This window comes from Paenibacillus sp. FSL R5-0912, assembly GCF_000758605.1.
Taxonomy (GTDB): domain Bacteria; phylum Bacillota; class Bacilli; order Paenibacillales; family Paenibacillaceae; genus Paenibacillus_AQ.
The window spans coordinates 3,347,198-3,367,508 of record NZ_CP009282.1 but is presented as its reverse complement, the minus strand read 5'-3'; the positions used below and the strand labels follow the sequence as shown (position 1 = coordinate 3,367,508).

The 20,311-nt window shown below is 51.2% G+C and carries 15 protein-coding genes; 4 read left to right on the top strand and 11 right to left on the bottom strand.

Annotated elements, in window-relative coordinates; genetic code table 11:
- Window positions 1-106: 106 nt before the first annotated feature.
- Window positions 107-2,107 (bottom strand): sensor domain-containing diguanylate cyclase, encoded by a 2,001-nt coding sequence (locus tag R50912_RS14115; protein ID WP_042235704.1) that lies wholly within the window; start codon window positions 2,105-2,107, stop codon window positions 107-109.
- A 391-nt stretch (window positions 2,108-2,498) separates the two neighbouring features.
- On the opposite strand from R50912_RS14115, the gene rpsD reads away from it, so the two are divergent.
- Both rpsD and R50912_RS14105 read left to right on the top strand, forming a co-directional pair.
- Complete coding sequence (gene rpsD / locus R50912_RS14110; protein ID WP_039297946.1) at window positions 2,499-3,098, top strand: 30S ribosomal protein S4; 600 nt, start codon at window positions 2,499-2,501, stop codon at window positions 3,096-3,098.
- Window positions 3,099-3,342: 244 nt separating this feature from the next.
- Window positions 3,343-6,261 carry a transglycosylase domain-containing protein gene (locus R50912_RS14105; protein ID WP_042235701.1) on the top strand — a complete coding sequence of 973 codons (2,919 nt, stop codon included), beginning with the start codon at window positions 3,343-3,345 and terminating at the stop codon, window positions 6,259-6,261.
- A gap of 95 nt (window positions 6,262-6,356) precedes the next feature.
- Here the strand turns inward: R50912_RS14105 and acsA are convergent, their stop codons facing one another.
- Window positions 6,357-8,081: an acetate--CoA ligase gene (gene acsA, locus R50912_RS14100; RefSeq protein WP_042235698.1), complete on the bottom strand. Its 1,725-nt coding sequence runs from the start codon at window positions 8,079-8,081 to the stop codon at window positions 6,357-6,359.
- A gap of 160 nt (window positions 8,082-8,241) precedes the next feature.
- Here acsA and R50912_RS14095 point away from each other — a divergent pair, with 160 nt between their 5' ends.
- Window positions 8,242-8,874, top strand: a complete 633-nt coding sequence (locus tag R50912_RS14095) for a GNAT family N-acetyltransferase (protein ID WP_042235696.1) — start codon at window positions 8,242-8,244, stop codon at window positions 8,872-8,874.
- A 26-nt stretch (window positions 8,875-8,900) separates the two neighbouring features.
- On the opposite strand, the gene R50912_RS14090 is transcribed toward R50912_RS14095, so the two are convergent.
- The 3 genes from R50912_RS14090 to R50912_RS14080 all read right to left on the bottom strand — a co-directional run bounded on the left by R50912_RS14090 (window position 8,901) and on the right by R50912_RS14080 (window position 11,531).
- A complete protein-coding gene (locus tag R50912_RS14090) occupies window positions 8,901-9,596 on the bottom strand; it encodes a 5'-methylthioadenosine/adenosylhomocysteine nucleosidase (protein ID WP_042235695.1) in 696 nt (231 codons plus the stop codon).
- 94 nt (window positions 9,597-9,690) lie between these two features.
- Window positions 9,691-10,701: a catabolite control protein A gene (gene ccpA / locus R50912_RS14085; protein ID WP_036695017.1), complete on the bottom strand. Its 1,011-nt coding sequence runs from the start codon at window positions 10,699-10,701 to the stop codon at window positions 9,691-9,693.
- Between the two features lie 374 nt (window positions 10,702-11,075).
- Complete coding sequence (locus R50912_RS14080; protein WP_042235692.1) at window positions 11,076-11,531, bottom strand: hypothetical protein; 456 nt, start codon at window positions 11,529-11,531, stop codon at window positions 11,076-11,078.
- A 283-nt stretch (window positions 11,532-11,814) separates the two neighbouring features.
- Here R50912_RS14080 and R50912_RS14075 point away from each other — a divergent pair, with 283 nt between their 5' ends.
- The gene (locus R50912_RS14075) at window positions 11,815-12,339 is read left to right on the top strand and encodes a type 1 glutamine amidotransferase domain-containing protein (RefSeq protein WP_042136527.1); all 525 of its coding nucleotides are present in this window, start codon (window positions 11,815-11,817) and stop codon (window positions 12,337-12,339) included.
- Window positions 12,340-12,431: 92 nt separating this feature from the next.
- On the opposite strand, the gene R50912_RS14070 is transcribed toward R50912_RS14075, so the two are convergent.
- The 6 genes from R50912_RS14070 to R50912_RS14045 all read right to left on the bottom strand — a co-directional run bounded on the left by R50912_RS14070 (window position 12,432) and on the right by R50912_RS14045 (window position 20,269).
- Window positions 12,432-13,847: a hypothetical protein gene (locus R50912_RS14070; RefSeq protein ID WP_042235690.1), complete on the bottom strand. Its 1,416-nt coding sequence runs from the start codon at window positions 13,845-13,847 to the stop codon at window positions 12,432-12,434.
- Window positions 13,834-14,373 carry a sigma-70 family RNA polymerase sigma factor gene (locus R50912_RS14065; RefSeq protein ID WP_081956497.1) on the bottom strand — a complete coding sequence of 180 codons (540 nt, stop codon included), beginning with the start codon at window positions 14,371-14,373 and terminating at the stop codon, window positions 13,834-13,836. The genes R50912_RS14070 and R50912_RS14065 overlap by 14 nt, the downstream gene beginning before the upstream one ends.
- 221 nt (window positions 14,374-14,594) lie before the next feature.
- Window positions 14,595-16,361, bottom strand: a complete 1,767-nt coding sequence (gene ptsP, locus R50912_RS14060) for a phosphoenolpyruvate--protein phosphotransferase (protein WP_042235687.1) — start codon at window positions 16,359-16,361, stop codon at window positions 14,595-14,597.
- A complete protein-coding gene (locus R50912_RS14055) occupies window positions 16,358-18,244 on the bottom strand; it encodes a glucose PTS transporter subunit IIA (RefSeq protein WP_042235684.1) in 1,887 nt (628 codons plus the stop codon). Before R50912_RS14055 ends, ptsP begins: the two co-directional genes overlap by 4 nt.
- Before the next feature lie 586 nt (window positions 18,245-18,830).
- A complete protein-coding gene (locus tag R50912_RS14050) occupies window positions 18,831-19,502 on the bottom strand; it encodes a hypothetical protein (protein ID WP_042235681.1) in 672 nt (223 codons plus the stop codon).
- 332 nt (window positions 19,503-19,834) lie between these two features.
- Window positions 19,835-20,269, bottom strand: a complete 435-nt coding sequence (locus R50912_RS14045; RefSeq protein WP_042235678.1) for a CoA-binding protein — start codon at window positions 20,267-20,269, stop codon at window positions 19,835-19,837.
- Window positions 20,270-20,311 lie beyond the last annotated feature (42 nt).

The window sequence follows — 20,311 nt, the reverse complement described above, 5'->3', positions numbered from 1 at the left end:
TATACGCAAATCAACCCCACAAACAACCCCACAAAGTGGAGCTTAGGCTTCGATGATGACTCAAGTATCTTGCGGGAGCCTCAATAAATAAAAGAACCCTTGAGGCTTAGGCCCAAGGATTCTTAGCGGTATTCTCAACGATTTTGTTATCAATCACTACCTGGTTCCGCCCGTTGTTCTTGGCTTCATACAGCGCCATGTCCGCCCGGTAGAACAGTGATTCTACACTCACTCGCTCATCTGTCCAGCTCCACTCTGCAATACCGCAGGACACGGTTACACGCGGCTCCGTCTCCCCCATCACCCGCTTACGGATGCGCTCGGCCACAAATATTGCCTGTTGCACCCCAAGCTGGGGCAGGTACACGGCCAGCTCTTCTCCACCCCACCTGGCGGCGACATCCCCCTGGCGGATCGAGGACTTCACAATTTCACTTACCTGCTTCAGTATCTTGTCACCCTTCTGGTGGCCGTAAGTGTCATTGACCGCCTTGAACTGATCGATGTCAACAACAATCAGCGTTCCGCAGAAATCCGTAGACTGCCGCTGTTGGATCTCCTCATCCAGATAATGCCGGGCGAAGAGCCCGGTCAGGCTGTCGCGGTTCGCCAGGCGCCGCACTTCAGCATGCAGCCGCGCGTTGCCAACCGCGAGCCCGATATGCCCAGCCATAGCCTGCAGCAGCCTGTAGCTGTCATAGGAGAAGAAGTGGGCGTCCTTATGGGCGAGCATAATAGCCCCCCGAACTTCTCCCCCTACACTTAGCGGAGTGGCGATCAGCGACTGTGAGCCTGTAGCATCCAAAAGCTTAGACGTCAATCCGGCGGCGTACTTATAGTCGGATAGAAGCAGCGGCTCGCCTGAAGTATAGACCTTTCCGCCCAGTCCATGCCCGGCCTCCACCAATTCCCCCAATAGCGGGATATGATTGCAGGCAATGACTTCGAGTCCGCCTCTTTCTTCATTCATATGGAGGATGCAGCAATAATCGGCTTCGAACATCCCCAGAAGCTCCTCAAAGGCAAATTGAAAAATATCCCCAAGACGCAGGCTCTGATTGAGACGCTGCGTAAGTTCATTACTCATGCGCAGCTCCCGGATAAGCTGGTTGGAGCGTTCATACAGCTTGGCATTCTCGAATGCCGTGCCGGCCGTATCCGCAACCATGGTCAGAAAGCGCAGATCCACTTCACGGAAGGAGGACTTGTCCAGGACCATATGAAAGACACCATAGACCCCCTGCTTACCTCCGAGCGGAAGACCTACCTCGACCGTACAGCTGTCCTCACGTCCGGTATGAAGCGCAACCCGGCCATCCTTGAAGGCTCTGGCACATACGTCATTAATGGCCCAGCGTAGCGGCAACGGTTTAACCTGGGGATGCGCACTGCGGTGGTCCTGCGACATGTACAGGTCCAGCCGAGCCCCGGGATACATCGCCGCAATACTGTCAATCACCTCGGTAAGCACGGCATCCACATCAATGTTGTCATGCATCCGCTGGACAATCTGAAAGAGCAGTGAACGGCGGCTGCTCTCCCGCTCAGCATGCAGGTGCACACCTGCAAGATCTGAAACAAATACATGCTCAAATTTATGATAAAAGCAGGTCTGGTAGTGCATCGACATCGCTTCTGCCGTATGTCTTCCCCCTTCTGCATACTGCTCTGACGGCATCTCACAGCCGAGGATCGCGAATATTTCCCCGTGCCCGCGTGTGAAAATCGGCATAGCTAATAATGTTCGCGCCTGTCCAGCCTCTTGAACCTCTATGGCATGCATCCCGCCAGAGCGCAGACAGGCTTCCGCCGCCTCTTCCCATTCAGACTTCCAACGCCCCTGCCGGAATTCGAATATGGGATCAATCCATTCTGCTTCATAGTTCAGTACACACCAGTTCCAAGACTTGGCGAAGGACGGTACGGCCTGTCCAAGCCATTCATTGAAACTCTCGGCAATCAAATTGGCTGCATAAGGAAAATCATGGGACACTATGTCCGTCTCCCGCAGCCAAGCAGTGGGATCTTCATAATCTCCGCCTGATTGCTTGATGTCCTGTAACAGCATACGACTACCCTTGCGGTCGTATGCTTCCTGCTCCGACATAAAGAGGATCCCCTTTGCTATTTGATATCAAATTTTCCCGAAAACATCTAATTAGCTATATTTTACTCCCTTTTCTTAGGTATTGCATTATATTTTCCTCAAAACCGGGATTTTTTTTAGGACCAAAGAACTAACGACAAAGATAGACAAAAACTCTTTTAAGTTGCGCTTGACTTTGACTGTCATTTTCATATAATATTTATTGTTGAACAAGACTGTAACAAGTCTTAATTGGGCGTAACGTTGTGTCACCCTCTACGCATTTCGTTACTGCCAGGGCAGCGGCTGAACTTCCCTCGGCAGTGTGAAACCATCTAACGCTTTCACGGATACGATTTGCGGCGCAAATAGGCCCTACAATACATTTTCAAATTAAAAGGAGTCTACTATAATGGCACGTTACACCGGACCTAAATTCAAACTCAGCCGCCGTCTGGGCATTTCCCTAAGCGGTACAGGCAAAGACCTGAAACGCCCTTTCCCACCAGGACAGCACGGCGCTAACCAACGCAGAAAAGTAAGTAACTACGGAATGCAGCTTTTGGAAAAACAAAAACTGCGTCACATGTACGGCTTGGGCGAAAAGCAGTTTAAAACTCTTTTCACCAAAGCACAAAAGCTCCAGGGTATCGCGGGCGAAAACTTCATGTTCCTGCTCGAAAGCCGCTTGGACAACCTGGTTTACCGTCTTGGATTTGCTAACTCCCGTGCAGGCGCACGTCAGCTGGTATCCCATGGACACGTAACCGTTAACGGCAAAAAAGTCGACATCGCTTCTTACCGCGTAAGCGTGGGCGACGTTATCGGACTTCGCGAAAGAAGCCGCGCTATGGGTTCTATCAAAGAAGCTCTTGACAACCGTTCCCACCTTCCAGGTTACTTGGAATATGCTGATGGTTCATTCGAAGGCAAATACATTCGTTTGCCAGAACGTGCCGAGCTGTCCCAAGATATCGATGAGAAACAAATCGTCGAATTCTACAACCGTTAAGATTCCGCTGCAAGCAGAATCTGATCAAAGCTCCCGGATACTTTATCCGGGAGCTTTTTTTGTTCTATCCCCCTCTCGGCATAGCGATACTCCTATAGTTTGCTCCCGGAAACAACACTTAGGACTATTCCGCCCTCAGCATCTTTGGCAAAAGCAGCGTCAGAGTAAATCCCCTGCGGCAGAAGCGCATTCAAAATCGCCAAATTGTGCTATAATAGTTCCGTTAAAAGGAGGATAATCGTCGATGGTTGAGGAGAATAAGAAGAAGACCGCAAAACAGCGTCCACCGCGCAGATCCTGGCTCCGCAGGTTCGGTTCAGTCGTGAAGTGGATGTTTATACTCGGTATACTCGGCATTCTGTTTGCCGGTGGCGCTGTGGCAGGCTACGTGACTTCGATAGTGAAAGATGACCCTGTCCGCACCGAAGAATTAATTCAACAGGAAGTCAGCCAGAACGCTATTACCGGCTTTGCCTATTTCAGTGACGGGCAGCCGATCGGCCAGCTCCGGACGGAAGAAGACCGCAGACTTATTGAATTCAACGATATTCCACAGCTTGTGATTGATGCCGTTCTCGCTATAGAGGACAATAATTTCTACAATCATAAAGGGGTGGATTTCAATGGCACCCTGCGTGCAGTCAAGCAGAGGCTGCTGAACGAATCCGTTCAGACCGGGGGCAGTACGCTGACCCAGCAGTTGGCTCGCCGCGTGTTCCTGAATCTGGACCGGACAGAAGACCGCAAGGTGAAGGAGATCCTGCTGTCGCTTCGGCTGGAACGTTTTCTGTCCAAGCAGGAAATTTTAACGGCATACTTAAATAAGGTTCCTTTCGGGAACGGATCGAATGGCTATAATGTATTCGGCATCAAGGCTGCCGCCAAAGGCATCTTCGGTCTCGATGATCTGGAAAAGCTGAATGTAGCACAAGCGGCTTATCTGGCCGGCCTGCCCCAGCTCCCATCCAAATACTCCGCCTTTAGCGGCGTAGGCGAATTCAATGAGACTGCCTTTGGCCGGGCCATGGAGCGCCAGCGCCTGGTGCTGCGGCGGATGCTGGAGGAGAACAAGATTACTACATCCCAGTATGATGAAGCCCTGCTCTTTGATGTCAAGGGCTCGCTTGCTCCGCATACGAAGAAGGCTTATGCTACCTTCCCTTATCTGATGATGGAAACAGAGCGCAAAGCGGCTGAAATTATGCTGACGCTGAACGAAGACAACGCAAGTGCTGGTTCGGATTCTGCTGCTGCCACCCCCACCGACAACACGCAGCTTCTCGAGGAAGCCCGCCAGCAGCTGATGACCGGGGGCTACCGTGTATACACTACCATTGATAAGAAAGTGTACAGCGCGATGCACAGCATCTCGGAAGACAGCGATAACTTCACGAAGGACAGCAAGGCCAGAGGTAAGGAACAGACGGCCGGCATCATGATTAACAACAAGACCGGCGCGATTCTCGGGATGATTGAAGGACGTGACTTCAACATCGAGCAAATGAATTATGCTACCCAGATGATCCGCCAGCCCGGTTCCACCATGAAGCCGATTGCCGCGTATCTGCCTGCACTGGATGCCGGATTAATCCAGCCTGCAGGCATCCTGGACGATGCCCCGATTATTATGAAGGACGGCGGCAAAGGCTTCCACATTCCGAAGAATGCCAACAACCGCTATCAGGGTCTGGTTACCGCCCGTTATGCCTTGAACAAATCCCTGAACCTTCCGGCCCTCAAGCTGTTCAATGACAAGGTGGGGATCGAGAAAGCCTGGGCCTTCTCCAAGAAGCTCGGGATTACTACGATTCAGGACGATGATTATAATGCACAGACCGGAGTAATCGGCGGACTGCGTTACGGGGTTTCCGTTGAAGAATTAACGAATGCCTATTCCTCAATCGGCAATCAAGGCGCATTCAATGATGCTTATATGATTGAGAAGATTGTAGACGCACAAGGCAAGATTATCTATCAGCACAAAGTGAATCCTGAGCAGGTCTTCTCCGAGCAGACCGCTTATCTGATGACGGATATGCTGCGCACAGTAATAACCGACGGTACGGCAAGTACAGTCAAAACTAAATATGAGCACTTCAAAAAAGTTCCGATTGTCGGCAAAACCGGTTCTACGCAGAACTACGGGGATGTCTGGTTCATGGGTTATACCCCGGATGTTACCCTGGGCATGTGGGTTGGATACAAAGAACAGATTAACACCCTGCAGGGAGATACGCAGAAACGGCAAGCGCAGACTTTGTGGACCAAGGTTATGAATACCGTGATCGACAAACGTCCGGAGCTGTTCGTGACGAAGGAATTTCCGAAGCCGGAGGGTATTGTCAAAGCGACGGTCTCCGCTTACAGCGGCAAGAAACCGTCGGAGCTGACAGATAAATTCACCACGGACCTGTTCAACACCAAGTTCGTACCCACAGAAAGTGATGACGGAATCTCCAAAGCCAAATATATCACCTACAACGGGGTGAATTACCTTCCGTTGGAAGGAACACCCGAGGATTTCCTGAAAGAGAAGATTGTCGTCAAGCGGGAGAAGCCGATTCAGAACTTGGTCAAAGAACTGCTTGCGGCCTTCCCGGCCATGAAAGAACATGAATCTCTGTCGTATTACATGCCGGAAGATGCCAAGACTGACTTCCCGACTGAGGTGGACCCCCGGGTGGATGACGGCAGCGCGCCTAGTGCTCCGGGTGAAGTGATGGTCTCCTACAGTACCGGCAAAGCAGTAGTTACCTTCACTCCAAGCGGATCATCCGATGTTGTAGGCTACCGGTTATACCGTTCACTGAACGGCGGCTCCTTCCAAAAGCAGGCTGTACTCTCAGCAGGTGAGAGTACCGTCTTCAAGCCCGGAACGCCTGCCAGCGCCAATGCCACCTTCTATGTGGCTGCTGTAGACGTTGCAGGGCATGAGACAGCCTCCGGCAGTGTAGCCGGGACTCAGCCTACACCAGAGCCGACGCTGCCTCCAGAGGAAGTACCGGGCTCTGGCGGCACGGAGCCAACGCCTGATCCGGGAATCATTCCGGAAAGCAGCGAGGATCCGGGTATAATCATTGTCCAGCCGCCAGGCGGCAATGAAGCAACACCGTCTGGCAGCAGCAACGAATCTGGCGGCAATACCGGTGCAACCACGCCATAAGCTACAGTCTGTGGATGGCGCTCTGAATGAAATGCAAAAGACCGTTCCCTGTATCCGAGGGAACGGTCTTTTCTATAGGCTGGCTGATAGAGTCTTCAATCCTCAATCGTAGATAAATCGCCTGCCGGAAGATGCAGCTCCCAGGCCTTCAGGACACGGCGCATAATTTTGCCGGAGCGGGTCTTCGGAAGCTTCTCCTTGAATTCAATCTCGCGCGGCGCAGCATGGGCAGACAGGCCCGCTTTGACAAAAGCAGCAATCTCGTCCTTCAGCTCTGCAGTCGGGGCGTAGCCATCCCGCAGTGAGATGAACGCTTTGATAATCTCTCCGCGCATCACATCCGGCTTGCCGATCACTCCAGCCTCAGCCACCGCCGGGTGTTCAACCAGTTTGCTCTCCACCTCGAACGGACCGATCCGCTCTCCGGAAGAATTGATTACATCATCAATCCTGCCCTGGAACCAGAAGTAACCGTCTTCATCCATATAAGCCGAATCCCCGGAAATATACCATCCGGCAATCCGGAAGTATTCATCATATTTGGCCTGATTGTTCCATACCTTACCCATCATCGACGGCCAGGGTGTCCGGATCGCCAAATTGCCCATGGAATACGGCGGCAGAATGTTGCCGTGATCATCCAGGATCGCAGCTTCAATTCCGGGCAGCGGCCGCCCCATGGAGCCAGGCTTGATATCCATCCCCGGATAATTGCAGATCAGCTGCGCTCCTGTCTCCGTCATCCACCAGGTGTCATGGATCCGCTGATGGTAGAATTTATCACCCCAGCGCACGACTTCCGGGTTCAGCGGTTCCCCAACAGACAGGACATGGCGCAGACTGCTCAGATCAATATCCTGAAGGCTTGCTTCCCCTGCTCCCATCAGCATACGGAATGCCGTAGGCGCACTGTACCATACCGTTACCCCATAGCGTTCAATGGTCTTATACCAGTCCTGCGGGCTGAAGCGGCCTCCCCGGATCACATTGGCTACTCCATTTAGCCAAGGAGCGAAGATCCCGTAAGAGGTTCCGGTCACCCAGCCGGGATCTGCCGTACACCAGTACACATCATCCGAACGCAAATCCAGTACAACCTTGCCTGTATAATAATGCTGTATCATTGCCCGCTGCACATGATAGATGCCCTTAGGCTTACCGGTGGACCCGGAGGTATAATGCATGATCAAACCATCCTCAAGACCCAGCCATTCCGGTTCCAGCTCTGCCGAAGCTGCAGCCATTTCCGCTTCATAACTCAGCAGCCCCGGATCTTCAGATGAGGAATCTCCGACCAGAATAATGTGGCGCAGCCCCGGAAGCTGGTCGCGCTTCACCCGCTGCAGCAGCTCCGGCGTAGTCACCAGCGCCACCGCTCCGCTATCCTCCAGGCGGTCCTTCACGGCTGTTTCCATGAACGCCTCGAATAGCGGGCCTGCTACGGCTCCCACCTTCAGAATGCCCAGCAGGCTGAAGTACAGCTCCGGTGTGCGCGGCATGAAGATGAATACCCGGTCCCCTTTACCAATCCCATATTTATGGAGCACATTCCCGAATTTGTTCGACCGTTCACGCAAGTCGGCAAAGGTATACCTCTCCACGCGCACAGTATCACTATAGATCAAAGCAGTAGCTGCTCCCCGCCCCTCCTGCACATGACGGTCTACGGCTTCATGAGCCATATTCACCTTACCTGTTCCATGCCAGGAGAAGCTGCTCTCGACATCCTCCCACCGGAATTCGTCAACGGCCCGGGAATAATCCTTCATATTCGCGTGCTGCACACGGCCCGGCAAAATTTCGCTGTGGACTTGCCCCATTACTCTTGCCTCCCCTACTGGTTTGATTTAAGCTTTAAGGGTAAGAATCTCTTAACTGCAATGTTGTCAACGCGCCAAATGTGAATTTTTCGTGTCGGAACCAGTATATCACAGGAAGCGGTTACATTCCATAATATAGTGAACCGGAGGGAGCCCAATCATGGAGCACTGCAAAATCCTCGTGTCCCATACCTTAGAGCGTAAAGACAGGCTTATATCCGTTGAAGGACCTTTACCTCCGGATACTCTCAAGCTCCTGGCTATGCACCGGGATCTGGATGCCTTCCGGAAGCCGCAGGAACAGCTGGAAGCGTTGATCGAGATATCAGAACTGGCGGAAGGCCGCGTCGTCGCTGCAGTGGTCTCAGGCGTTATAGTAGGGTATGTCACCTTTCATTATCCGGATGAGCTGGAGCTGTGGTCCCAGGGAGGGATGGAAGATCTCGTAGAGCTGGGGGCCATCGAAGTCGCGGATGAATACCGCGGATGCGGGCTTGCGAAGCTGCTGGTCTCCAGTGCTTTTGAAGAAGGGCAATTGGAGAACTGCATCGTATTCACTACAGAATATTATTGGCATTGGGATCTGAAGGGCAGCGGCCTCACGGTCTGGGAATACCGGCAGATGATGGAGAAGCTGATGAAGACCGTAGATATGGTGTGGTATGCCACGGATGACCCGGAAATCTGCTCCCATCCGGCCAATTGCCTGATGGTGCGCATGGGCCAGGCTGTTCCACTGTCCTCCCGCGAGACCTTCGACCGGGTCCGCTTCAGACAGCGGTTCATGTATTGATAGGAGCCAGTTGCATTGCGCCGAGCTTACATTGCCTTCAGCATATACTCCAGTATGGCGTGTGAACGTTCCGCAGCAGTCACCGTGAACTCACGGTAATTGACATGGGCCGAACCATCCGCTTTGTCAGACATGGAACGGATGATCACAAACGGCGTCCCGTTCATATTGCAGACCTGGGCGACAGCTGCCCCCTCCATCTCGGCGCAAGCTCCGTCCAGCTGTTCACGCAGCACGGTAACGGTATCCTTACTTGCAATAAACTGATCTCCGGACAATACAATACCTGTCACAGACTTCTGATTCAGCTCCCGGCACGCCTGCTCCGCCAGCTTCACCAGCCGCGGATCTGCCGGAAATGAAGAGGTCTCCTGGTAGGGAATCACCCCTCTGGCATAACCAAGCGCTGTCACATCCATATCGTGCTGGATGCACTGCGATGAAATGACAATGTCCCCGATATTCAAATCGGGATGCACTGCGCCTGCCACACCTGTGAACAGGACCCGCGAAACGCCGAAGCTGTCCAGCAGAATCTGCGTTGTAACTGCAGCATTCACCTTACCGACCCCCGATTTGCAGAGCACCGCTGGTTTGCCGAATACACTTCCCGAATGGAAGGTTATCCCTGCCTTTACGGTTGTCTCTCTATTCTTCATTTCCTCAAGCAGCAGTATAATCTCTTCATCCATTGCGCCAAGCAGACCCAGAACTTCACTCATCCAAAACCCTCCCTTTTATTACTACCCTGAAACATAAAAAGCTCCCGAAGGAGCTTTCTACGTACCTTATATTCACTTGTTAAACGGACAAATCTTATTTGTTCACATGGTTGACGGACAGGCGAAGTATGGTTTCATGCGGCAGAATAACCCGCGGGTTCTCCACCGTTTCCTTCTTCATCAGTTTCGTCAGCAGTCTCATCGCTACCGCTCCCAGATCGTACATTGGCTGTGCCACAGTAGTGAGCAAAGGACGAACCATAGATGCCATCCGGATATTGTCGACACTGATGATCGAGAAATCGTCTGGAACCTTCAAACCTTCATCTTGAATACTGTGAATTGCCCCAATGGCCATCTCATCGGTTGCTGCAAAAATAGCAGTCGGTTTCTTCTTGAGACCGAGGAAGTACTTCATGGCTTCGACACCGGATTCGTAACGATAGTTACCGATGCGGACCAGATCCTCCTGGTACTCAATGCCTGCCGCTTCCAGTGCTTTCTTGTAGCCGTGGAACCGGGCATAGCCGTTCGCGGGATCCTGCAGTGTTCCGCTGATCATTGCAATCTCACGGTGGCCGTGACGGATGAGCGTGTTCACTGCATCAAACGCAGCCGTCTCATGATCGATATCGACGGAAGGGTATGTACCCTTCTCATCACGCGTGGCGCAGAGCACAATTGGAACTGCTGAGGTCTGGAAAGCCTGAATATGCTCCTCCGTAACGGTTCCGCCCATGAAGAGCAGCCCGTCCACTTGCTTCTCAAGCAGCGTGTTAATAACACGAATTTCCTTCTCCTTGCGCTTGTCCGCATTACACAAAATGATATTGTAGTGATACATATTGGCAATATCTTCAATCCCGCGGGCAATTTCCGCAAAAATCGAGTTGGAGATATCAGGGATAACAACCCCAACGGTTGTCGTTTTCTTGCTGGCGAGACCTCTCGCCACGGCATTTGGACGATAGCCCAAACGCTCAATCGCTTCAAAAACCTTCTTCCGGGTCTGCGGTTTCACGTTCGGGTTATTATTCACAACCCGTGATACCGTAGCCATAGATACGCCTGCTTCTCGAGCTACATCGTAAATGGTTACCGTCAAATTACTCTCTCCATTGCGATAAATTTTATCGTTCGACTAATTAAAATTATGATACGACACTTTGTACAATTGTGCAATGATAACGCTTCATTTTCCTTTCAAAATTTCTTTCAAAGGTTGAAACGCCAGTCCTGGCGCGGCTTTAGCGCCTTCCGCCAATTCCTGATACTCCAATAACTCCCAGCCGTAAACCGCTTTAAATTTCAGAAACGCAAGGGCGGATAAAAGCGGATCCTGCGCTCCATCCCCAAGACAGCAGCAGCAATTCTGTAATCTCTTTCTATCGTATCAAAAAGTGCGTGAAAAATCCAACATTCGTTGAAAGATTTTCATTGATTTTGCAGAAAAATTTTTCAAAACGCCAAAAGCGCCATTTATTTGGCACTTTCTGCCGATTGAGCCGTTAATTGGGACAGTCTAAGTTCAGTTTCACCCATCCATGACCTGTCGGACATATCTACAGCTACGCGGTAAACGTCCAGCAGCAGATCTATCCGCCCCTGAATCGCACTCCGGATTGACTCCTCCAGTTCAGGCAAGCCGCCGGCAAATAAACCGGAAGCAAACGTTTCCTTCAGCACACTGGCCCACTCATTGCGCTCTGCAAACGAGAGCTGCTTCCGGCCAGGCGAAGTTGCAGCAAGCTCCCCGATGAGCTTCCCCAGATCCCCTTTGATCACGGGCAAAGGTTCATAGCGGGCACACTGTCTGCAGGTATATACCGGTACATGAGTAATTTTGATCTTTGCACTATAAATCAGCGTATGCATATGTATGGTCATGATCCCGCCGCAGCCGCATGACTTCTTCATTAAGTTATCTTTATACATCTCCCACACCTCAGAATGATCTTTTAATAAACCAAGCAAAAACAGCTACACCGTCCTGGAACAATTATTGCATGAAGTCTATCCATTATCTTATAAAAAACGCGTAAGTTTACCTGTTCAGATGCTATATTCGACCTTACTCCTGCGAATCCCTGCCGTTTTGCATATAATGATTTAATTGGCAATACGCTTAGGTTTTACCAAATGAAAAGTGACTTCAACTTTTTCTTTTGATAGAATGGCTTAGAACCGAGATGTTATTAACCGGAAGGAGCTGCATGGAATGAGACTGGCTGGCAAAAAGGTTATAGCGCTTGTAGATGATGAGTTCGAAGATTTGGAGCTCTGGTACCCTGTGTACCGCGTGCGGGAAGAAGGCGCCGAGGTTCATTTGGCCGGACTGGAAAAAAACAAGACCTATGTGGGCAAATACGGTGTACCCGCCACCGCTGAATATTCATGGGATGAACTTAACGCAGCCGATTATGACGGCATCCTGGTACCCGGAGGCTGGGCTCCCGACAAAATCCGCCGCTACAGCGCAGTACTGAAGCTGGTGCAGGATTTCAATGATGCCAAGAAGCCTATCGGGCAGATCTGCCATGCCGGCTGGGTATTGATCTCTGCCAAAATACTGGAGGGTGTGACGGTCACCTCCACTCCAGGCATCCGTGATGATATGGAGAATGCCGGAGCCATCTGGAAGGACGAGCCTGTGGTGACCGACGGACATATCATTTCAGCCCGCCGTCCCCCGGATCTGCCGCCTTACGGCAAGGCTTTCTGCGATGCGCTGGCGGGGGAATAACCTGCTCCATACTGAAGATGAGTGATGTTAATACATGAAGAGCCCTGTTCTCCGCTGTAGCGGCGAGCAGGGCTCTTTTGAATTGCATTGTATTATTTGCGAAGAGTAAGCTCTGCAGAACCTTTAATCAGATTCGGGTAACTGATGATCTTGAAAGTCAAAGGCTGCGGCAGCTCAGCCGTTCCCAGCTTGTATCCAAACTGAATCGGAGGAACCTTCTCATCAGCATGAGCAGGATCAATAGCAGGCACTGCGGAATTATACGTAGCCGTATGCAATTTGCCTACTCCGTCCTTAAATGTCCGATCCAGAATTACATTTGCGATATAGCCAGCGCTTTTATTGCTAGGTCTTTGGTATTCCATAATCAAGCTATGAGGATTAGACGCAGCGGTGATTCGCAGGCGGCCGTCAGGTCCTTTGATAATTTGCTTCTTATCGGTATCTACTATCAGCTCCTGGGCAGATTTCTCAAGACCGATGATACCGTCAATTTGCAGCTTCATGGTGCCGGGTGACAATTCACTGCCAGGGAATACGAGATACTGTTTGCCCTCAACATTAATCGATGCCTTGGAGTACAATGCAGTAAAATCATTACCACCTCCAAGCAGAATATGCGGGCTATTCAGACTGAATATTTCCATGGAATTCTGCGGACTGTATGCAGTTTCCACATAGATGCCCGTTGCAGCCACGTATACATTCCGGATCCCGATGTCCTGACCCGCCACGTTTACCGTTTTATTAAGTGTAAGAGTTTCTCCCGATTTGGCAATGGCACTCTGATCAAGTGTAATAGGCACAGAGATTTCTGTTGTAGGCTCATAACTCTGTAGGCCCTCAGCTTTCTCCCCAGACGGAGCCGGAACGATCACAGAAGCTTTCATCATTATCTGCACGGGCAGCTTCGTATAATTGCGGTTCCATTGTATGATTTGATAACCATGCTTCACCCCTGATAGGTCGTTCTGGTTACCGCTAACCCATTGTCCCTGTCCTAATACCATATCCCCGTCATTGGTCACCGAAAACGAGTAATCCAGTGCTTCCTTGTTTTTGTTCTCCAGCGAATAGAGCACGAGAATCCCCATACGATCTACTGCGATAGAATCCACTGTTAGGATATAACCGTCCTTTTCAGCTGTTGCTCCGCTTAGCTGCTTAAGTGATCCCGCCTCAAATGCTGAAATAACTGTAGAATCACTTCCGGCAAAATTGCTGTAATCCCAAAACCATTCCAAATTCTGCGCTGTTACCTGCGGAGCCTGAGATGCAGTCTGGGGCTTTAAGGCTTCACTTGCCCAGGGCAATGAGAACAGCAGCAGAATCGCCAGCACAGCCACCGAACCTAGTACATAACGCGCCCTTAAGGACAGAGTGACTTTTCGCGACCGGGCCATCCCCATACGAACGGCTGCATTCAGCTTCAGCTCAGCAATTTCATCCGCTTCAACTGACAGACTGTGATAATACTCCTTCAGCAGTGTTTCTTCACTCGTGGCCATCCTGCAGTCCTCCTCTAAGTCTCATTTTGTCGCGCAGCTGTTTCAATCCCTTGTTCAGCCAAGTCTTGACCGTCCCTTCAGGCTTCCCCAGCACCTCAGCAATTTCACTCAGCGTCATATCCCGGTAATACTTCAGTACGAGCACCTGGCGGTATTTCGGCTTGACCCCATTCAGCGCCTGCTCCATATCCAGCTTGCGGTCACTGGTCATCTCCTGTAGTCCGCCGCTAACCGGAACCGGACCAGGAGACGCCAGACGTTTCCTGCGCTTCAATTCATCCTTGCAGCAATTGATCAGAATTCTTGTCAGCCAGTGCGCAAACCGGTCCGTATCCTTCAGACTCCCACGCTTGACCCAGGCTCTGTATGTAGTTTCCTGCACTACTTCAAGCGCCTCCGCCTCACTCCGTAAGTAGCTATAGGCTATGCTGTAGAGTATTTTCTTCTGCTCTAGCACCCGGCTGATGAACAGCTGTTCCTGCTCATTTAAGACGCGCATCCGCTCGCCTTCCCAAACATTCTCCATCCTGCATCCTCCCTCTGCTTTTTTTGATTTCTGTATATACTGACTGTGCTGCGCAGCAAACGGTTTTACTTTTTTGGGACAAATAAGAAAAATAGGTAAGACATCTTCTGTTTAAGGAGCCAGTGACAGCTGTTATTCACAGCAAAAAGCCCGGCGTGTATGGGTTGACCACCACGCCGGACTTTATATTAGTTAAGCTCATTATGTGTGCCCGTTAATGGTTATGACGTTTTTTCTTTGGAATCCCCGCCTGCACCCAGTGTAATTCCGCTGCGCCCGGCAAAGGCACTCAGCTGTGCCTCCGTCTCCGAGCTGGTCCGGTTACGGAAGCAGAGCTTGGCAACTTCTCTGGCTTCGGAAGCCAGCGTGTTCAGGGTACGGTGCTTTACCTTAAGCAGCGCCTGCGGCGACATGCTCAGCACACTAATTCCGAGCTCCAGCCAGAGCGGTAATGACCGTTCATCTGCGGCCATCTCACCGCACAAACTGACATCGATCCCCACGCTGCGGGCCGCATCTACTGTCATTTTGATCATGCGCAGCACTGCCGGATGGTAGGGATGATACATATGGGCAATCTGCTCATTCATCCGGTCCACAGCGAGTACGTACTGCACCAGATCATTCGTGCCGATACTGAAGAAATCCACTTCCTCCGCCAGCAGATCGGCAATCATGACGGCGGCTGGAACCTCAATCATAATGCCTACAGGCAGCTTGCGGTCATATGGAATCCCACGGCTGTCCAGCTCGCTTTTCACTTCCTCCAGCACCGCTTTGGCAGCCTGAACCTCTTCAACGGAGGAGATCATTGGGAACATCATCCGGACATTACCGTAATGGCTGGCCCGCAGAATGGCTGTCATCTGCGTCTTGAACATGTCCTTGCGGTCCAGACTGATGCGGATGGCGCGGTAGCCGAGGAACGGATTCTGCTCCTCCGGCAGCTGGAAGTAATCCAGATGCTTGTCTCCTCCGATATCAAGGGTGCGGATGACGACAGACTCCTTGCCGACTTTTTCAGCTACAAGCTTATAGACTTCAAACTGTTCATCTTCCGTCGGGAACGTATTACGATCCATATACAGAAACTCCGTACGGAACAGCCCCACACCTTCGGCTCCATATTTCAGCGCCATATTAAGCTCTTTCACAGAGCTGATATTGCCGGCCAGACGCAGGTATACGCCGTCCTTGGTGAAAGCTTCAACGGTAGCGAGCAGCTCCAGCTGTTCCCGCTTCTTGAGCTGCTTGGCACGTCTGGAGGTGAAATCCCGCACGGTGGACTCATCCGGATGGAGCATCACAGCTCCGGTCTCACCGTCGAGCACCAGCATGTCCCCGGTCTGAATCGGGGTAAGGATTTTGTTCTCCAGGCCGGCGACCAGCGGAATGCCGAGCGCCCGTGCCATGATGGAGGAATGCGAAGTCTTGCCGCCCATCATCGTGACGATCCCCAGCACATAGGCCGGGTTCAAATGCGCCAGCTGGGACGGAGAGAGCTCCTTCGCCACAAGAATATAAGGCTGTGTATCAGACGGAAGGGTAACTTCCGGCGCACCCAGCAGATGCTTCAGCAGACGGTTGCCGACATCCTTGATATCCACCGCTCGCTCCTTCATATACTCATCGTCCAGCAGATCGAACATCGCTACAAAATGGTCAATGGCTTCCTTAACCGCCACCTCAGCCGCTTTATACTGGCGTTCGATAATACCGCGGATTTCGCTCATGAACACAGGGTCGTCCAGGATCGCCAGATGGGCATCAAAAATACTCGACTCCTCCGGTCCGACGACCTCACGGAATTCTCTTTTGATAAATTCGATCTCATCCTTAGAGGTGCGGATCCCTTCGTATAAACGTTCAAACTCCTTAGCCAGATCCACCGGATTCACCTGAGTATCCGGCAGACTCCATTCCCAGTTCGGCAAGACAAAGGCCTTCCCGATGGCAACACCTGCTGCGGCGCCTATGCCTTGTATCATGCTTCGATCCCTCCAACATTACTTTCGTGTAGAACCACAGACATGACTGACGACTGCCCCTTTTTAACATTTTTAAATGGAGCATAGCTCCAGGATTTTACGCGGTCCGGGTTGGTAATGACCATAGGTGTAGCGAGTGAAGCGGCATGCTCCTTCAAGAAAGCCAGATCAAACCTGACCAGCAGCTGCCCCGGCTCCACGCTGTCCCCCTCCTGTACAAGCGCCTCGAATGGCCCTTTAAGCTGCGAAGTATCAATCCCTATATGCATAAGCACCTCCAGCCCTTCGGGTGTAGAAATGCCCACTGCGTGCATTGTAGGATATACATGCATCACCTTGCCGAATACGGGCGAGACCAGCTCTCCTTTTTCCGGGAAAAAGGCTACTCCGTCCCCAACCAGCTTGGCGGCGAAAATATGATCCGGCACCTCTTCGATCGGCATCATCCGGCCCTGGATGGGCGAGCTGAACAGCACCTGCGGCAAATCGCGCAGCATCAGCTTATCGATCTCTTCCCGGATCAGCTCCGAGTATGTACCGAAGACGACCTGCACATTGCCGCCGCCCAGCTTGATAATGCCTGCGGAGCCAAGCCCCTTAAGTGCTCCTGTATCTATAAAACGGTCGTTATGCACTGTGAGTCTTAGCCGGGTGATGCAGGCCTGTACCTGTACGATATTCTCCTTGCCGCCCAGCGCCTCCAGAATCAGCGGAGCCTGATACGGTATATTCCCCGCCCAGTCTCCCAGCTCGGACCCTTCTTCGCGGCCCGGTGTAGGAATCTGGAAGCGGCGGATCGCCCAGCGGAACAGATTATAATAAACAATCGCGTAACCAATCCCGATCGGAATCAGCAGCCAAGCCCGCTGGGACAGATGCAGATTGAGGAAGAAATCGATCGCACCGGCCGAATAGGAGAACCCGTGATGAATACCGAGTGAGTAGGTCAGTACCATGGCAAGGCCGGACATGACTACATGCAGCGCGAATAAATACGGGGAAGCGAACAGAAACGCGAATTCAATCTGCTCCGATACCCCGGTCAGAAAGCAGACCAAAGCGGCACGCAAAAAAGTCTTCTTGATCTTTGGCTTGAGGTCCTCGCGCGCTTCCTGAATAATAGCAAAGGCAATCGCCGGCAAGGCAAACATCATGATCGGGAATAGCCCGGCCATGAAGATCCCCGCTGTAGGGTCCCCGGCAAAAAAACGCGGCAAATCCCCTTGCACGACCGCACTTCCGTCAGGCGTCGTGAAGGAGCCCAGCTGAAACCAGAATACATTATTGAGAATATGATGCAGGCCAAAGGCCGTCAGCACTCTATACAATACCCCGTAGACAAAAACTCCATATCCGCCGGTAACCTGCACTACCCTGAAGAGATCATTCAGCAGCTGCTGGAGCAGCGGGGATACGCCAAGCATCACCCAGGCGAACAGCGCGGAGAATAAACCCATAAAAAGCAGTACAAAACGCGACCCTCCAAAAAACTGGATCGCCTCCGGCAGCTTAATATTCTTAAACCGGTTATGCGCTACGCCGGCTACAATCCCAAGGATAATACCAATTAATGTTGCAGGCTGTACAGCCCCGTCTCCCATGTTGGAAACAATCCGGTCATAAGTGAACATCCCTGCGAGCGCCGCCAGTCCGGCCGGTCCGGCCTGATTGGACAATCCCCACGCTACACCGACAGCAAACAAATAAGGCATGAAATAGAATATTCCTTGCCCCGCGTATGTCGTCACTTCGGATACCGAAGAAAGTCCCCATGCAGACCACGGTAAGCTGCCCAGACTCAGCAAGATGGCCGCCGCCGGAAGCACCATGGTAGGAAGCATAATGGCTCTGCCTAACTGCTGCAAAGATCCGAGCCAATTCAAGGTGACCCTCTCCTTTCTTTCTATATTGAATGGTAAGCGCTGCAGCAGTTTTTGTCAAAAGAATACGTGTGAGAATTTAGGCAATCGTATCGTCTGAATTCAGGAACAAGTAATGGAGACGGGGACATAATTCCGAAGAACATCTGCAAAAAAGAGGTGAGAACTGCAATGGAAACATATGCAAAGGTTACAAGGATGTATTGGGAATGTGTTGAATCGTAATTGAATAGTAGGCCTAACCATTATCTTGGTCGCTCTTAAGCCGCAATTGTACTTTATACAATAGATTGACTCTATCTCCGCTCAAATTAACGATCTATTGCACTTCGTACAATAGAATTCTCAAAAATCGATTAAAATCCATCAAAATTCATTATTCTACTGTACAAAGTGCAACAGAGTCTTAAAAAAGTGTTTTTTTAATGAATTCTAGTGTACAAAATACAATCAATCCAACGCAGTAGCAGTTGTAGAAGTAGTGGAGGCCGTAACAGCCAACCAATATATTTGCCCTATCCCCCGCTTCACTTCCATTTCTCATCTCCCCCACCTAACGAGCTTGCCGCTTAAGCTTAACTGCTTCTCTTTACCAACTCTGATCAGGATGCATCGGCTTCAATTCATAAGATCTTGTTCCTCTTCCGCCAGGAACGGGCTGGAGCAACCCCTTATTGCTCAAAGAGTTTAACATCTTCCGGGCAGTTCGAAAGTTAATCTGGATAAAGTCGGTAACCTCCTTCGGCTGCAGCGGCCTGCCAATCTGCCACGCCAAGCGCAGCACTTCTTTTTCTGCTGATAACAGCTTCTCTCCTCCGGCAGTACTCCGGGCTAAATAAGGAGCCAACGCCAGTTGCAGCAGCATCCGGCATACCTCCGGACGCTGCTGGATATCGTCGAATGAGAAATGCAGCCTTTTCCAACCCATTCCTGTTAAGAAGGTATCCCTGTTAAATGCATAGCTGAATTTTTCACGGTCCATCTCTTTAACATGACTCTGAAAACCATCGCATTCGATTCCGAAACGGCTGCCGCTTGCAGGCAGAAAAGCAAAATCCAAAAATTGCGACTTGCGGTTCCAGTCATATACTTCGTATTCCGGATGCAGCTGCTCCAGCGACTCAAACAGCGGCCACCATACATTCTGTAAAAACAGTTTCTCCGCATAGTTGTGTCCACGCAGCATCCTCCCCCGCCGTTCACCAGCTCGTTCATTAGTATGCGTCTCCATAAACGTGCAATGTGCCTGTTCAAAGTCCATATGAATGACCTCCTGTAAAATAAAAAAACGCCCTTCCCCCATGAAATGGAGTTAAGGACGTTCTTCGTCTGTTTCAAGTACAGCAATCGCAATCAATAAAATCTATAATCTGCATGAGTAACTGATCTTCACAGATGAGCTGATCATGTATGCTAAACCCATATGCCTATTCTTTCTATACTCCCCCTGCCGTGCACGACAAGAAGACAGTTTCTGTTACAAACAAGCGGATTTAAGGCTCAGTACCGTTCCAGAATTCCGGATGATGGAAACCAGAAGCCGGGCTCCATCCGGCTCCACATGAGCTCTTTCATCCGGTTACATTCGATCATCTAGGTCCGGCTCCGGCCCTTCATCGTAATCGCTTCTTCCACCTTGATGCAGCGGTCCATGATGGCGATCATATCGTGTGCAGCGGCGATGTCAGCAGCCTCCTGGCTAATGATGCCCTGCTGCAGCCAGAGCACGCGCGCTCCGATATCTGCGGCTTCCTGCGCTACAGCTGCGCAGTATTCACTGCGGCGGAATACATTCACAATATCCACCGGCTCAGGAATTTCCGCCAGCGTGTGATAGCATTTCTCGCCCAGGACCTCTCCGTCTACCGACGGATTGACCGGAATAATCCGGTACCCCCGGCTCTGCATAGCGCCTGCGACCATATAAGAGGTGCGGTCCGTTTTGTCAGATAGGCCGACTACGGCAATATTACCTGCTCCAGCCAGAATATCTCCGATTTCTTCCCTGCTTGGATTCTCAAAGCTCATGTGTATTTCCCCTTCCTGTGGTTAGATGTTCGTTATAAATAC